The following is a 14,789-nucleotide window of genomic DNA, read 5'->3' as shown; positions in this document are numbered from 1 at the left end:
GCACCGACTGACTTGTGTCAGCCCGATCCATTTCTCGACTTGAGGAGACGTAGATGCAGGACGCCGTGCAGGGATCGACGCCATCCCCTTATGCCTATCCGCTGCTGATCAAGCAACTGCTGCACACGCCGTTCGTTCAGGCGCCGGATCAGGAAATCGTGTACCGCGGCCAGCTGCGGATGACCTATACCACGCTGAGAGAACGCATTGCGCGGCTCGCCAATGGCCTTCACGAGCTCGGCGTGCGGCACGGCAGCACCGTGGCCGTCATGGACTGGGACAGCCACCGCTATTTGGAATCGTATTTTGCGGTGCCGATGATGGGCGCCGTGCTTCAGACGGCCAACGTGAGGTTGTCGGAGGCGGAGATCGCCTACACGATCAACCACGCCGGCGCAGAGGTGCTGTTCGTCCACACCGATTTCCTGCCCGTGGTCGAAGCGATCAAGGATCAGCTCGAAACGGTCCGCACCTTCGTGTGGATCGACGAGCCGGGCAGTGAGGCGAGCGCGCACACCATTGCTTTCGCCACGGAATACGAGGCGATGCTCGCCGCGAGCGCGACGAGCTACGATTTCCCAGACTTCGACGAGAACACCCGGGCCACCACGTTCTACACGACGGGAACCACCGGTCTGCCCAAGGGCGTGTACTTCTCGCACCGACAACTGGTTCTGCACACCATCACCCTGATGGGGGCGCTGTCGAGCCCGGTATCGGGACAGCGCTTTCATCGCGGCGACGTCTATATGCCGCTCACGCCGATGTTCCATGTGCACGCATGGGGCATGCCCTACATCGCGACGGTGATGGGCGTGAAGCAGGTCTATCCGGGCCGCTATGTACCCGACCGTCTCGTGCAACTGATCCGCGAAGAAGGCGTCACGTTTTCGCACTGCGTCAGCACGATCCTGCACATGCTGCTCTCCTGCGATGACGCGAAGCACGCGGACTTCAGCAAATGGAAGGTGATCATCGGCGGCGGCGCATTGCCGCACGGTCTCGCGCGCGCCGCGCTCGACCGCGGCATCGACGTCTTTACCGGCTATGGCATGTCCGAGACCGGTCCCGTGTTGAGCCTCGCGCAACTTCCGCCTAACAGCGGGCCGCTCGATCTTGAAGAAGAGGTGCGCCTGCGTTGCAAGACCGGTTTCCCCGTTCCGCTCGTCGACCTGCGCATCGTCAACGAGGACATGGAAGACATCGTGCACGACGGCCGGGCCTACGGCGAGATCGTCGTGCGTGCGCCGTGGCTGACGCAGGGCTATCTGAACAATCCGGATGCGTCCGTGCAACTCTGGACAGGCGGATACCTGCATACGCAGGACATTGCGAACATCGACGCGACCGGCAACATCCAGATCACGGACCGTATCAAGGACGTCATCAAATCGGGCGGCGAGTGGATATCTTCGCTCGAAATCGAAAGCCTGATTTCGCTGCACCCGGATGTCTCGGAAGTCGCGGTGATCGGGATCAAGGACGAGAAATGGGGCGAACGGCCGGTTGCGCTTGTGGTTCTGAAGGCGGGCGCTGCAGTTACCGAAGACGACGTAAAAGCGCACGTCATGGGCTTCACCAAAACCGGACGGATCTCGAAGTACGCGGTGCCGCAGATCGTCAAATTCGTCGACGCGCTGCAGAAGACGAGCGTCGGCAAGATGAACAAGAAGTGGTTGCGCGAGCAATTCGCCTGACCCATCGCGAGGAGCAAACACGATGAGCATCAAAGGATATAGCGTCGTCACGATCGACGACTTCGTTGGCCGCGAACTGGGCGTGTCGGACTGGGTTGTCGTCGATCAGACACGTATCGACGCCTTCGCGGCCTGCACGGGCGACAGGCAGTGGATTCACGTGGACCCCGAGCGCGCGAAACGCGAAAGCCCATTCGGCGGCACGATTGCGCACGGCTATCTGACGCTGTCGCTACTGGCGTCGCTCGCAATCGAGATCGGACTCATTCCTGAGGACGCATCGGCTGGACTGAACTACGGGCTGGACAAGGTGCGCTTCATGACACCGGTGAAAGCGGGCGCGCGGGTGCGAAACCGCGTGACGCTGATTTCGGTGGAACGGAAGGGCGGCGGCCGGATCATCGTAAAGACGATGAACGAACTGCAGATCGAGGGCGAGGAGAAGCCGGCGCTCATCGCCGAGACATTGGCGATGCTGGTCTCGCAAGCGTAAGCAGCGCTGTTGACGAAACGGATAGAGATGTTTGAGGAGCAGCAAGATGGCGGCAAATGACGAAAGCAAGGCACGCAGTGAGCAGACGAACGACCTTGCGGCGTCTGCCGCGGAAGGCATGCTCGGACCGAATCCGTTCGTGGGATTGCGGCCGCAAGACATTATGGCAACCGCGCAGCAGATCGGCACCCAGGCGCTGCGGCAACCCACCTTGCTCATGGAGCAGGAGGCGGCGCTCGTCCGCGACCTGATCGCCGTGCTTGGCGGCAGCGCGGAGAGTACGCCGCCGCAGGGCGACAAGCGCTTCACCGACCCGGCGTGGCAGACCAATTCGCTTTACCGCATGACGCTGCAAGCCTACGTGGCGTGGCGCAGCGCGTTGACAGGCTTTGTCGACCGCTCCACGCTCGACGCGAAGAGCAAGGAACGCGCGCAGTTCGTGCTGTCGCTCTTCACCGACGCGCTGTCGCCGACGAATACGTTGCTCGGCAATCCGGCTGCGCTGAAGAAAATCATCGATTCGGGCGGCGCCAGCCTGCTTGGCGGCATGCGCAATCTCGTGACGGACATGCTGCAGAACCAGGGGATGCCCGCGCAAGTCGACCGGTCGGCGTTCAAGGTGGGCGAAAATCTCGGCACGTCGCAGGGCGCGGTGGTCTTTCGCAATGAGGTGCTCGAGCTGATCCAGTACGCGCCGGCCACCGACCATGTGTATGCCCGCCCGCAATTGATTGTGCCGCCGCAGATCAACAAGTTCTACGTGTTCGACCTCTCCGAAGGCAAGAGCATCGTCGACTACCTGGTGAAGAGCGAATTCCAGGTCTTCATGGTGAGCTGGCGCAATCCCACCGCCGCGCAGAGTCACTGGGACCTCGATACCTATGTGACGGCGCTGCTCGAAGCAATCACGGCCGTGCGCGACATTACCGGCAGTGGCGACGTCAACCTGCACGGCGCCTGCTCGGGTGCGATGACGATTTCGGCGCTCCTCGGCCACCTCGCAAGCCGCGGCGACAAGAGTGTCAATGCCGCCACGCTGATGGTCGCGGTGCTGGACAACACGGCTGATTCGCAGCTCGGTCTCTTTGCAACGCCGGAAGCTATCGCGGCCGCGAAGCAGAACAGCACATCGAAGGGTGTGCTCGCCGGCGAAGAAATGGGCCGCGTGTTCGCGTGGATGCGACCCAACGATCTCGTCTGGAATTACTGGGTCAATAACTATCTGCTCGGCAAAGCGCCGCCCGCTTTTGACATTCTGTATTGGAACAACGACGCGACCCGGCTGCCCGCGGCGATGCATGGGCAACTGCTCGATATCTTCACGGGCAATCTGTTCAGCAAGCCTCGCGCGTTGACGGTTCTGGGTACGCCGATCGATCTGTCCGAAGTGACGTGCGACAAGTACGTCGTCGCCGGCATGACGGATCACATCACGCCGTGGAAGGGCGTGTACAACACGGCGCGCACGTTCGGCGGCAAGACGCGCTTCGTGCTGAGTTCGAGCGGTCATATCCAGAGCCTGATCAATCCGCCGGGCAATCCGAAAGCGAAGTTCTTCCTCAATACCGATTTGCCCGCTACTGCCGACGCATGGCTTGCCAATGCCCAGGCTGAAAAGGAATCGTGGTGGGCCGACTGGCGCACATGGCTCGCCGATCATTCCGGCGAGCGGCGTGCCGCCCCGGCGACAGTAGGCAACAAGCAGCACCCCGCGGGCGTGAAGGCGCCGGGAACGTATGTCATGGAAGCATAGGGGAAGCCTAAGGCACCAAAGCACCAAGGCACACGACCGGCGCACTCGCTGACAGCACCGTAGTCAACTTTTTCTTAACGTAGTTTCAATGGAGTATTGATGATGGATTCAACCAATTTCAACAGCATTTTCGCCGAGTATAAAAAGGTCGTTGGCCAGTTCAAGCTGCCCGGCATCGACGTGGGCGCACTCCTCGAGTCGCGCCGCAAGGACGTCGAGGCGATCGTCGAAGCCAACACGACCGCGCTGGCAGGTGTGCAGTCGCTCGCTCAGAAGCAGTCGGAGATTCTCCGCACGACGCTGACCGAAGTGCAGTCGCTTGTCAGCCGCGTGGCCCAGTCGGGCGGCCAGCCGGCGGCCAACACGGGTGAAGTGGTGCAGCAGGCCTTGAACAAGGCGCTGGTGGACATGCAGGAACTCGCTGACACCGCATACCGTGCGCAGGCTGACAGCGTCGCCGTGGTCACCAAGCGCGTCGCCGAGCACGTCGAGGAACTGAAAACGCTCCTTCAGCCGAAGAAGTAATGCCGAAGAAGTCATACGACACTGCCCATGCGGCATGCCGACGCGTCGAATGAAGCGTCCTTTCAGAAGATGATCCGGAAACAAAAAATGCACACGAACCCCGAGTCTCTTTGCAGCATGGAAATCCAGATGATCGATCTGGACGGTCAGACACTGCGTGTCGCAACCTGGCGCGGCAGCGATGCTTCGCCGCCGCTCCTTATCTTCAACGGCATCGGCGCCAACCTCGAACTGGTGGAGCCGTTTGTCACGGCGCTCGAAGACGTGAGCGTCATCATCTTCGACGTTCCCGGCGTCGGCGGTTCGCCCGCGCCGGTCGTGCCGTATCGCTTTTCGACCTTGTCCGTGTTGACGGACAAGCTGCTGACGCGGCTAGGCTATGAGGGTGCCGTCGACGTGCTCGGCGTTTCGTGGGGCGGCGCGCTGGCGCAGCAGTTCGCGCATCTGTACCCGGAGCGTTGCCGCAGGCTGATTCTCGCGGCAACCTCACCCGGCGTCATCATGGTGCCGGGCAAACTGTCGGTATTGTCGAAGCTGATCGGGCCGCGCCGCTATACCGATCCCACCTACCTGCAACAGGTGGGCGCGGATATCTACGGAGGTGCTTACCGGCGCGATCCGTCCTTGCTGAAGGCGCACAGCCGGCATATTCAGCCGCCGCGCGGCCGCGGCTACCTCTATCAGCTACTGGCGGCGACCGGCTGGAGCAGTCTGCTGTGGCTCGGTGCGTTGCGCCAGACGACGCTGGTCATGCACGGCAACGACGACCCGATCGTGCCGCTCACCAACGCGAAGATTCTCGCCGCCCGTATCCCCGATGCGGCGCTCTATGTGATCGATGACGGTCACCTGTTTCTCATCTCGCGCGCGACTGAAGTCGCGCCGGTGGTGCGCAGGTTTCTCCGGCAGGGGGCGAGTTGAGTTTCTCTGCGCGCGGTAGCGATGGCGAGCGGGCGGCCATTGCGAATGCGCACGAAGACCGCAACGCAAGCGGCTTGACGCGCATGCGGCGAACGGCGACCTGTCTGCTCGTCTGCATGATTGCGTTACTGCTCGTGTGCGTTGCCTGGCAGGCTGACCATGCATGGCTTGCGTGGCCGCGCGCGTTTGCGGAGGCGGGCACCGTTGGCGCGATCGCGGACTGGTACGCTGTTGTCGCGTTGTTCCGTCGTCCTTTGGGTCTGTCGATTCCGCATACGGCCATCATTCCGCAAAACCAGCAACGCATCGCTGAAAGCCTCGGCAAGTTCGTCGAGGAAAATTTTCTGACGCCGGAACTCATCGTCGACAGGCTTAGCGGCCACGATGCCGCGCAGGCGCTCGCCCGTTGGCTGGAGCAGCCGGCCAACAGCCGCGGGGTGGCCGATATCGTTGCGGACGCCGTGGCCGGATTGCTTGACGGCATTGACGATGCGGATGCGGAGTGGTTTTTCGACCGTTTGGTGATACCGCAGTTGCGTACGCTCGATGTATCGCGCGTGGCTGGCGACGTCATCAAAGTATTGACTGAAAGCGAGCGGCATCAGCCGTGGCTGGTTCGCGGACTCGAAGTGCTGGAGAAATGGCTCACGGCGAACGTCGGCATGATCAAGGCTAAATTCAGCGAGGCCTCGAGATATACGCCCGCGCAGCTTGACACGTATATCGTCAGCAAATTTGCCGAAGGCATCGTTGCGCTCCTGCGTGAAGTGGCAGCGAATCCGGATCATGAGCTGCGCCACCAATTCGATGAGGCCCTGGAGGGCCTGAGCGTGCAATTGCAAACATCGGCCGTGCATCGACGTTTCGGCAAGTCGCTGATGCGTGACTGCATCCGTTATTTCAGGCATGCAGACCACCATCGCGTGCTGCTGGAGCGTTTGCGCATGCGTGTGATCACCGATCTCAGTGGAGAGCAATCGGCCGTGCGCGAGGCCATGGCGAGCATGCTGGCTTCGCTCGGCAAGCGGATCAGCCGTGAACCCGCGGTTCAGCACAAACTGAATGCCTGGTGGCTCGCGCTCGCGCGCGAACTCGTCGTGCGCTATGGGCGCCAGCTCTCCGCGCTGATCACCGAGGTCGTCAAAGGCTGGAATGCAGATGAAGTGAGCCGGAAGATCGAGGCGGAAATCGGCCGTGACCTTCAGTACGTGCGGATCAACGGCACGTTCGTGGGCGGCATGGTCGGCGTGCTGATTCACGCCGCCACGCTCGTCGTCATGCGTTAAGACGTGCGCTAGCCGGTCGCGACCAGACCCAGTGCCTGCGCGCGCGAAACCGCGTGTGCGCGCTTGTCGACATCCAGTTTCACGAAGACGTTCTTGACATGAGTCTTGACGGTTTCAGGCGCAATCCCCAAGGTGCGCGCGATCTCCTTGTTCGACTGCCCTTGCGCAATCAGCTCGACGATGCTGCGCTCCCGCGCGCTCAACGGCTCGCGCTCCATGTCGCGCCTGGGCGTGACGGGCTCGTACAGCGCTCGCCAGCCGTCCAGCAGGCGATCGATGTAAGCGACGATCTCTTTCGTCTGCGGGGTGGAACGCGTGTCGTCGCGAACCGCCTGCAGAAGCGGTCCGATTTCGGGCCCCTGATCGAGAATCGAGCGGTAGATGCCGCTATTGGCGCTCAGCACCTCGCGAAAGATTTCGACGGCGCGGGGCTGGTTGTTCGCACGCAACCAGACGAGCGCGATCACGGTGCGTAGGCGCAGCGCGAGATAGTCGCCGTGCCGGCTTTCGACGCTTTGCAAAGCGGAGGTCAACGCCCCGAGGGCTTCCTCGGTCCGGTTCTGGGCCATCGCCACCCAGGCGACGGCGATCGCGCGGTAGGTTTCGATCTCCGGCGAGGCAGCATGCTCCGCGCGGCAATGGGCGTCTGCCAGTTGATCCAGTTGCACGACAGAGGCCGACGCTTCCGTCACCCTGCCTTCAGCGAGATAGAGCCGCCCGCGCTCGACGAGAACGCCGGCAATCAGGCGGTCCCAGCGGCGTGCGTAACCGAGAGCCTGCGCCTGATCGAGCAGCGCATAGGCCCGCTCGGCGTCGGCGCGCGCGATAGCGATCCGGACCAGCACGCGGTAGGCGATCAAGGTGCTATCGAGCAGGACCGCCAGGTCGATCACCGGCATGAGATCGACCAGTAAGGCTTCGGCCTCGTCGAGCCGTCCCTGCTCGTACCAGATCTGCGCAATCATGGGCGCGCACAACGCGGCCGAGATGGATTTCGGACCGGCATGGCGCTCGGCGAGCTGGATCGACTCGGTGAAATAGCGCTCGGCGAGCGTGAAGTGCATCTGCTGCATCTCCGCATGGCCGAGCAGGCAGAGCCGGTAGACCGAGGCGAACACGTTGCGCTGGTCTTCCTCGAGCGAATAGGGGATCCACGGTGTCGCGTACAGCGCTCGCAGATTGCCTGCTTTCCAGTGCGCGAAACGCACGACGTTGGAGACGACGTTGGTGGTCCAACTGTCTGTCGACGACCGTTCAAGGCAGGCCTGTGCGATCGCCAGCGCGCGCGGCGCGTCGTCCTGCAGCGCGGCCACCACCGAGCGGATCGCCTGGCACTCCCAGCGGATGTTGCCGGCGGCGTCGCTCGAACCCGGTCCCGTGTCGCGCTCGATCTCATCGAGTATCGCGAGCGCTTCGTCAAAACGCATCGCTAGCGCCATCCCCCACGCGATTGCGAGCGTGATCGTGACCTGCCCGCGCATCAGATGCGCCGGGAACTGCCGTTGCCAGCCGAGCAGCGTGAGCAGGTCGCCCTTCGTGACGAGCGCCATCGCGCAGTGAGCCATCAGGGAGACCGCGTCTTCCGTATCGCCCGCGGCGATCGCGTGCTTGACTGCGTCTGTCCAGCGCGACTCTTTGGCGTACCACTGGCACGCGCGACGATGCAGGTTCACCACCTGATCGGGATGCTGGGTTTCGAGCCGCCGATGCAGGTACTCGCCCATGAGGTGGTGATAGCGGAACCAGCGTCCGTCGATATCGAGCGGTTCGAGCAGCAACTGGCGTGCGGAGATCGCATCCAGCATGCCTTGTGCCGCCGCCATGCCGGTTACCGCTTCGCACAGCGGTGCGGTCAGACGGTCGAGTATCGACGTGCGCTGCATGAACTCGACCATCTCGGCCGGCAAACGCTTGAGCATTTCTTCAAGGTAAGCGGCGAACGGCCGGGAGGCGCCGGACGGCGCGCTCACGTCCCAATCCGCTTTGCCTTCGTCACGCGATAGCACCGAGGCGGAAATGCGCAGCGCCGCCGCCCAGCCTTCCGTGCTCGCGAACAGCGACTTGACGCGGGCAGCGCGCAACTCGCCGGGGCATTCGTGTTCGACAAAGCTGCGCGTTTCGTCGAAGTTGAAACGCAGGGTCGACGCGTCGATTTCCAGCAGGTCGTTGCCCGCTCTCAGGTTGGCGAGCGGCAGCGGGGGATCGGTGCGCGTGCAGACCACGACATGCACGTTCGACGGTGCATTCACGATGAAGTACGACATGGCGTCGTGAATGGCCGGCAGGCTGATCAGGTGATAGTCGTCGACGAACAGATAGACCTCGTCGTCGACGTCGACGAGTTCGTTGATCAGCGTCGACACGACTGAATGCGCCGGCACGAGTGACGCCTCGGTAGTCAGGCTGACCGCAGACACGCCGACGCTTGTGCAGGCGTTGCGCAATGCCTGCGCCAGGTGATGGAAGAAGCGCGCGGGTTCGTCGTCCTCAGTGTCGAGCGAGAGCCACGCGACATAGGCGCCGCTTGCATTCAACCCGTTGAGCCACGTGAGCGCGAGCGATGTCTTGCCAAAACCGGCCGGCGCCTTGATGACCGTGAGCCGTTTGTATTCCGCCTTCCCGGCAAGGGAGACGAGGCGCGGCCGATCTATCAATCCGGCGGGCAGGCGCGGCGGAAACACCTTGGTTGCGAGAAAGAGAGGCGGCCTGATCGGGGACGGCGCTTCTATCACGTGCATTAGTTGCTCCGGGCGTTCGGGTTGACCCTGGCTGCCATTCCCGTCCATGCAAATGCGCTCCCCTGTACGGGGGATTTTGCGCGCCGCCGCACTCGGACACTATGGATTCCAGCGAGGAGATCGAACTTCCAGAGCCGGACCACAGTGCTGCACGCAGGCTGGTCGCGGGGAAATAACCCCTCGGCGGGCGCGGCCTGAACAGGTGTTTTGTTCAGGAAATGATACGCCCAACCACCTTGAGAAAGGGGGCATGTCTGCAGCATCAAATCGTTTTGCAGCGCACAAACCTGGGCCGGCAGCGCGTATCCCGGACGAACGACACGAAACCTTAAGCGATCGGTTCGCATGGCCGGCGTGGCGAAGTCCTTTATCGAAATGGAGTAGGCAATGAAAGTACTTGTTCCTGTCAAACGCGTCGTCGACGCGAATGTGAGGGTCCGCGTTAAGGCCGACGGCAGCGCTGTCGACATCGCCAACGTGAAGCTCTCGATGAACCCATTCGACGAAATCAGTGTGGAAGAGGCCGTGCGCCTCAAGGAAGCGGGCGTGGTGAGCGAGGTGATCGCGGTTTCGTGTGGCGTACAGGCGAGCCAGGAAACGCTGCGCACCGCGCTGGCGACGGGGGCCGACCGCGCCATCCTCGTCGACACGGACGTGGAGTTGCAGCCGCTCGCGGTCGCGAAGTTGCTGAAGGCGCTAGTGGATAAAGAGCAGCCGCAACTCGTGCTGCTCGGCAAGCAGGCGATCGACGACGACTCGAACCAGGTCGGCCAGATGCTCGCGGCGCTGCTCGGCTGGCCGCAGGCGACCTTCGCCTCGAAGGTCGCGATCGAAGCGGGCAAGGCCACGGTCACGCGCGAGATCGACGGCGGCCTCGAAACGATCGAAGTCGATCTGCCGGCGGTCATTACCGCCGATCTCCGCTTGAACACGCCGCGCTACGCCACGCTGCCCAACATCATGAAGGCGAAGAAGAGGCCGCTCGATGTGGTGACGCCGGACGCGCTCGGTGTCGACGTCAAGCCGCGGCTCACCACGCTCGGGCTCGCGGAGCCCGCCAAACGCGAGGCAGGCATCCGCGTCGCCGATGCAGCCGAACTGATCGACAAGCTGCACAACGTCGCCCACGTCATCTAATACAAGGGGAGAAAAATGCCCATACTCGTTATTGCTGAGCACGACAATCAGACGCTCAAGACAGCGACCCTGAACGCCGTCACCGCCGCCGCCCGACTCGGCGACGACATTCATGTTCTCGTGGCCGGCTCGCAAAGCGCGGCAGTCGCCGAACAGGCGGCCCGCATTGCCGGCGTCACGCGAGTTCGTTCTGCCGACGCGACGCACTACGGCCATGCGCTGGCCGAGAATCTGGCGGCGCTCGTCGTGAAGATCGCGCCTGACTATAGCCACGTGATCGCACCTGCTACCACGACCGCGAAGAACGTGATGCCGCGCGTCGCTGCGTTGCTCGACGTCGCGCAGATCTCCGAGATCAGTGCCGTCGAATCCGCCGATACGTTCGTACGCCCCATCTACGCGGGCAACGTGCTGGCAAAGGTGCGAAGCGCCGATCCGATCAAGGTGATTACCGTTCGCACGACGGCCTTCGCGGCCGCGCCCGCCGAAGGGGGCACGGCCGCGATCGACGCGTTGGAGCCCGCCGCCGAGGTGCCAGGTTCGCGCTTCGTGAGCCACCAGCTCACCCGCTCGGAACGCCCGGAATTGACGTCCGCGCAACGCGTGATCTCCGGCGGCCGCGGCATGGGTTCCGGCGAAAACTTCGCGTTGATCGATGACATTGCCAACAAGCTCAACGCGGCGGTCGGGGCATCGCGCGCCGCGGTCGATGCCGGTTTTGCGCCCAACGATTATCAGGTGGGTCAGACCGGCAAGGTCATCGCCCCGCAGTTGTATATCGCGGTCGGCATCTCCGGCGCGATCCAGCATCTGGCCGGCATGAAGGACTCGAAGGTGATCGTCGCGATCAATAAGGACGAGGAGGCGCCGATTTTTCAGGTCGCCGATTACTGGATCGTGGGCGACCTCTTCAAGGTGTTGCCGGAGTTGTCCCGCGAACTGGACAAATTACAACAGGCTTAATGCGGGAGCACATGATGAGCACTTATATTGCGCCGCTGCGCGACATGCGTTTCGTGATGACGGAACTGGCGGAACTCGGCGAGTTGTCTTCGCTGCCGGGCTACGAGGAGGCGACCCCGGAACTCGCCGAGGCCGTACTCGAGGAGGCCGCAAGGCTTGCGACTGAAGTGCTTGCGCCGCTCAACAAGTCGGGCGACGAACAGGGCGCGCGGCTCGCGCCTGATGGCGTGGTAGCCGCCGACGGTTTCTCGGCTGCCTACGGGCAGTTCGTTGCAGGAGGTTGGAGCGGCCTGAGCGGCGACCCCGAGTTCGGTGGCCAGGGCCTGCCCGAACTCCTGCAGGCGGCAACCGTGGAGATGTGGAACTCCTCCAACATGGCGTTCGCGCTGTGTCCTTTGTTGACCGCCGGCGCCACCGAGGCGTTGCGGCAACATGGTTCTGATGAGTTGAAAGCACGCTATCTGCCAAAGATGGTCAGCGGCGAGTGGACCGGCACGATGAACCTGACCGAGCCGCAAGCCGGTTCGGACCTCGCCGCCGTGCGCACCAAGGCCGTACCTGACGGCGATCACTATCGCCTCTCCGGCCAGAAGATCTTCATCACGTGGGGCGATCACGACATGACGGATAACGTGATTCACCTCGTGCTGGCGCGCACGCCCGACGCGCCCGAAGGCGTGCGCGGCATCTCGCTGTTCCTCGTGCCGAAGTTTCTCCTCAACGCCGATGGATCGCCGGGCGCGCGCAACGACGTGCACTGCGTGTCTCTCGAACACAAACTCGGCATTCACGCGAGTCCGACCTGCGTGATGAGCTTCGGCGATCAGGGCGGGGCGATCGGTTATCTGGTGGGGCAGGAGAACAAAGGCCTCGCGCATATGTTCACGATGATGAACGAGGCGCGCCAGAAGGTGGGTATCCAGGGGCTCGCGATCGCGGAACGCGCTTATCAGCAGGCCCGTGAATACGCGAAGGAACGCGTCCAAGGACGGCTCGCATCGAGCAAATCGGGTGGCGCTGTGGCCATCATCCATCACCCGGATGTGCGGCGCATGTTGATGACGATGAAGTCCCAGATCGAAGCGATGCGTGCCTTCGCATATGTGATGGCCGCCGACATGGACCGCGCGCACCGCGACCCGGACGCCGTTGAACGCGCACGTCGCCAGGTGCGTGTCGATCTTCTGATCCCCGTGTTGAAGGCATGGTGCACGGAGCTGGGCGTCGAGATCGCGTCGACGGGCGTGCAGGTGCATGGCGGCATGGGTTACATCGAAGAGACGGGCGCGTGCCAATTCCTGCGCGACGCACGGATCGCGCCGATCTACGAAGGCACCACAGGCATTCAGGCGGCTGACCTTGCCGGTCGCAAGCTCGCATCAGATCAGGGCGCGGGGATGGCCGACCTGGTTGCGGAGATACGTGAGGCCGCGCTGGAGCTCACGCGCAGCACGGATACGGAAGTGGCGTCCGTAGGCACGGCGCTCGCGGCCGGTGTGCAGGCGCTTGAAGACGCCACCGCCTGGATGCTGCAAGCCCTCGCGACCCAGCCCGATGCGGCACTTGCCAGTTCCGTCGACTACCTGATGCTTACCGGCTACGTGTGCGGCGGCTGGCAGATGGGGCGCGCAGCGCTGGTTGCGTCAGCGAAAAGCGCAGCGAATGAGGACCCTGACTTTCATCGCACCAAGCTCGCCACTGCGCGCTTCTACGCCGACAAGATCCTGCCCAAAGCGAATGCGCTTCTGGAAGCGATCCGCAGCGGGGCGTCGGGTGGGTCGAGCCTCCCAATCGAGCAGTTCTGAGCGGCGCTACAAGAGGCGCTACAAGAGGCGCTGCGAGAGGTGCTGCAAGAACCGGTGCCGATGCAAAACTATTGATAGGTAATACGAAATAAAGTGGAGGGGATATGTTCAAAAAACTCGCATGCCTTGCGTTAATACCAGGCGCGATATGTACCAGCAGCGCGATGGCGCAGAGCGCCGGCAGTCTCATAACCAGCGCGGGTGGTGTCTGGCTCGACTTTGCCCCGTCGTCCGCCACCTCGTTGCAGAGCAGTTCGGCTTTGGGCACCTTCACGTCAACGGGCACGGGTGGTCAGATACATAACACGTTCACCCTGGAGCTCTCGAACACGTATTTCGTCACGGACAATATCGCCGTTGACCTGGCGGCGGGCATACCACCCAAGCTCCAGCTCTTTGCACAGGGCAACGCCGCACCATTCGGTGCAAGCGGGCCAAAGCTCAATCTGGGGAATCTGCAGCCGCTCGCTACCACCCGGTCGTGGTCGCCCATTCTGTTCCTGAAGTATTTCTTCTTCGACGCGCAGGCGAAGCTGCGTCCGTTCGTCGGTGTCGGCGTGAACTACACCTGGTTCTCGCATACCAATCTCAACTCGACATTCGGCGGCGCGTTGCAGCAGATTGCAGGGCCGGGCGGACAGGTGACGGCATCGCTCAGTCCGTCATGGAATCCCGCGTTCGTCGCGGGCGCGTCTTACAACATCAGCAAGAACTGGTACGCGACCGCGTCGGTGACCTATCTGTCTCTCAAGACAAATGCGACGGGCAATGCCGTGGCTGCCAATGGTCAGACGGTGTTGTCCAACAAGACGCACATCACGGCGGATCCGGTGATTGTCTTTCTTGGGCTGGGATACCGGTTTTAGCGGCGTGATGTTCTGGTTATGGCTGCCCTGCGCGGCTCCCGAGACGAGCGTGCACAACGTCGATTTCCAAACGCGCAAACTTTGCAGGCGATTTGGCGTGGCGGACCGGATCGAGCTGTCTTATCTGACGTCGGAGACGGAGCTGATTGGGTGCTTTGCCGCGGTGAGGGATTGCGCGAGGTACGTATGCGTGTGCGGACGGGCGCGCTTTGCCAGCGCCGGATTCGCCCACCGCAATTGTGCCGTCGGCTGCGAGTGTGTCGTGGTCCCAGACGAGGGGCCCGTTGTGGCGACACGCGAAAGCCATGCGCGGGTCGAGGTCGAAGTAGCGCTGATCGACATAGCGCTGCGCGCAGCCTGGCGGAGAGCACAGATCGAAGTAGCGCGCGCGGTGGGTGATGGCTCGAACGATGTACCGATGCTGGGCGAAGCGGATGTGGGCATTGCATTTCTTGCTAAAAACGGGGTGGCTGAAGCGGCTAGAAAACGAGGTGGCGTGATTTACGAGGTGAAGCACTCCGGACTGGACGCGCTACCCTATTTGTTTCTTTCGAGGGTAGGTTCGTAGATTGCACGGCGATGCCGGGGCAAGGAGCTTGCTTGGA

General features: G+C 62.7%; 11 protein-coding genes and 2 pseudogenes. 11 read left to right on the top strand and 2 right to left on the bottom strand.

Annotation, left to right across the window (positions count from 1 at the left end; all coding sequences use genetic code 11):
• Positions 1-53 precede the first annotated feature (53 nt).
• From KHO33_RS27970 to KHO33_RS27945, 6 genes are all read left to right on the top strand, one after another.
• Positions 54-1,697 carry a fatty acid--CoA ligase gene (locus KHO33_RS27970; protein WP_200566220.1) on the top strand — a complete coding sequence of 548 codons (1,644 nt, stop codon included), beginning with the start codon at positions 54-56 and terminating at the stop codon, positions 1,695-1,697.
• A gap of 22 nt (positions 1,698-1,719) precedes the next feature.
• Positions 1,720-2,190 carry a MaoC family dehydratase gene (locus KHO33_RS27965; RefSeq protein WP_200566218.1) on the top strand — a complete coding sequence of 157 codons (471 nt, stop codon included), beginning with the start codon at positions 1,720-1,722 and terminating at the stop codon, positions 2,188-2,190.
• 46 nt (positions 2,191-2,236) lie between these two features.
• On the top strand, positions 2,237-3,943 hold the full coding sequence (locus tag KHO33_RS27960; RefSeq protein WP_200566217.1) for an alpha/beta fold hydrolase: 1,707 nt from the start codon (positions 2,237-2,239) through the stop codon (positions 3,941-3,943).
• Between the two features lie 102 nt (positions 3,944-4,045).
• Positions 4,046-4,468, top strand: a complete 423-nt coding sequence (locus tag KHO33_RS27955) for a phasin family protein (protein ID WP_093640219.1) — start codon at positions 4,046-4,048, stop codon at positions 4,466-4,468.
• Between the two features lie 87 nt (positions 4,469-4,555).
• The gene (gene phaZ, locus KHO33_RS27950; protein WP_200566215.1) at positions 4,556-5,389 is read left to right on the top strand and encodes a poly(3-hydroxyalkanoate) depolymerase; all 834 of its coding nucleotides are present in this window, start codon (positions 4,556-4,558) and stop codon (positions 5,387-5,389) included.
• On the top strand, positions 5,386-6,675 hold the full coding sequence (locus KHO33_RS27945) for a DUF445 domain-containing protein (protein ID WP_200566213.1): 1,290 nt from the start codon (positions 5,386-5,388) through the stop codon (positions 6,673-6,675). Before phaZ ends, KHO33_RS27945 begins: the two co-directional genes overlap by 4 nt.
• A gap of 8 nt (positions 6,676-6,683) precedes the next feature.
• Here KHO33_RS27945 and KHO33_RS27940 read toward each other — a convergent pair whose 3' ends face one another.
• Positions 6,684-9,413: a LuxR C-terminal-related transcriptional regulator gene (locus KHO33_RS27940; RefSeq protein ID WP_200566320.1), complete on the bottom strand. Its 2,730-nt coding sequence runs from the start codon at positions 9,411-9,413 to the stop codon at positions 6,684-6,686.
• Between the two features lie 387 nt (positions 9,414-9,800).
• On the opposite strand from KHO33_RS27940, the gene KHO33_RS27935 reads away from it, so the two are divergent.
• The 5 genes and pseudogenes from KHO33_RS27935 to KHO33_RS42200 form a co-directional block, all read left to right on the top strand.
• On the top strand, positions 9,801-10,550 hold the full coding sequence (locus KHO33_RS27935) for an electron transfer flavoprotein subunit beta/FixA family protein (protein WP_200566210.1): 750 nt from the start codon (positions 9,801-9,803) through the stop codon (positions 10,548-10,550).
• Between the two features lie 15 nt (positions 10,551-10,565).
• Positions 10,566-11,513, top strand: a complete 948-nt coding sequence (locus KHO33_RS27930) for an electron transfer flavoprotein subunit alpha/FixB family protein (RefSeq protein WP_200566208.1) — start codon at positions 10,566-10,568, stop codon at positions 11,511-11,513.
• A gap of 14 nt (positions 11,514-11,527) precedes the next feature.
• Entirely contained in the window at positions 11,528-13,318 is a 1,791-nt protein-coding gene (locus KHO33_RS27925) for an acyl-CoA dehydrogenase C-terminal domain-containing protein (RefSeq protein ID WP_200566318.1), read from the top strand.
• Between the two features lie 104 nt (positions 13,319-13,422).
• Positions 13,423-14,184, top strand: coding sequence for an OmpW/AlkL family protein (locus KHO33_RS27920; protein WP_200566206.1), 762 nt, complete (start codon positions 13,423-13,425; stop codon positions 14,182-14,184).
• Between the two features lie 40 nt (positions 14,185-14,224).
• Positions 14,225-14,332 (top strand): annotated as a pseudogene (locus tag KHO33_RS42200) (LuxR family transcriptional regulator); the annotation flags it as partial.
• Between the two features lie 156 nt (positions 14,333-14,488).
• On the opposite strand, the pseudogene KHO33_RS42985 reads toward KHO33_RS42200, so the two are convergent.
• A pseudogene (locus KHO33_RS42985) lies at positions 14,489-14,701 on the bottom strand (hypothetical protein); the annotation flags it as partial.
• Positions 14,702-14,789: the final 88 nt, after the last annotated feature.

The organism is Paraburkholderia nemoris, assembly GCF_905221015.1.
GTDB lineage: Bacteria > Pseudomonadota > Gammaproteobacteria > Burkholderiales > Burkholderiaceae > Paraburkholderia > Paraburkholderia nemoris.
Note: the sequence above shows the minus strand (reverse complement) of the source record. Positions and strands in the feature narration are given on the sequence as shown.

Excerpts from the sequence above, each read along its gene's own strand:
- KHO33_RS27960 (WP_200566217.1), top strand. The coding sequence starts at position 2,237 with ATGGCGGCAAATGACGAAAGCAAGGCACGCAGTGAGCAGACGAACGAC.
- KHO33_RS27970 (WP_200566220.1), top strand. The coding sequence starts at position 54 with ATGCAGGACGCCGTGCAGGGATCGACGCCATCCCCTTATGCCTATCCG.
- KHO33_RS27965 (WP_200566218.1), top strand. The coding sequence starts at position 1,720 with ATGAGCATCAAAGGATATAGCGTCGTCACGATCGACGACTTCGTTGGC.
- phaZ (WP_200566215.1), top strand. The coding sequence starts at position 4,556 with ATGCACACGAACCCCGAGTCTCTTTGCAGCATGGAAATCCAGATGATC.
- KHO33_RS27930 (WP_200566208.1), top strand. The coding sequence starts at position 10,566 with ATGCCCATACTCGTTATTGCTGAGCACGACAATCAGACGCTCAAGACA.
- KHO33_RS27925 (WP_200566318.1), top strand. The coding sequence starts at position 11,528 with ATGAGCACTTATATTGCGCCGCTGCGCGACATGCGTTTCGTGATGACG.
- KHO33_RS27955 (WP_093640219.1), top strand. The coding sequence starts at position 4,046 with ATGGATTCAACCAATTTCAACAGCATTTTCGCCGAGTATAAAAAGGTC.
- KHO33_RS27940 (WP_200566320.1), bottom strand. The coding sequence starts at position 9,413 with ATGCACGTGATAGAAGCGCCGTCCCCGATCAGGCCGCCTCTCTTTCTC.
- KHO33_RS27920 (WP_200566206.1), top strand. The coding sequence starts at position 13,423 with ATGTTCAAAAAACTCGCATGCCTTGCGTTAATACCAGGCGCGATATGT.
- KHO33_RS27935 (WP_200566210.1), top strand. The coding sequence starts at position 9,801 with ATGAAAGTACTTGTTCCTGTCAAACGCGTCGTCGACGCGAATGTGAGG.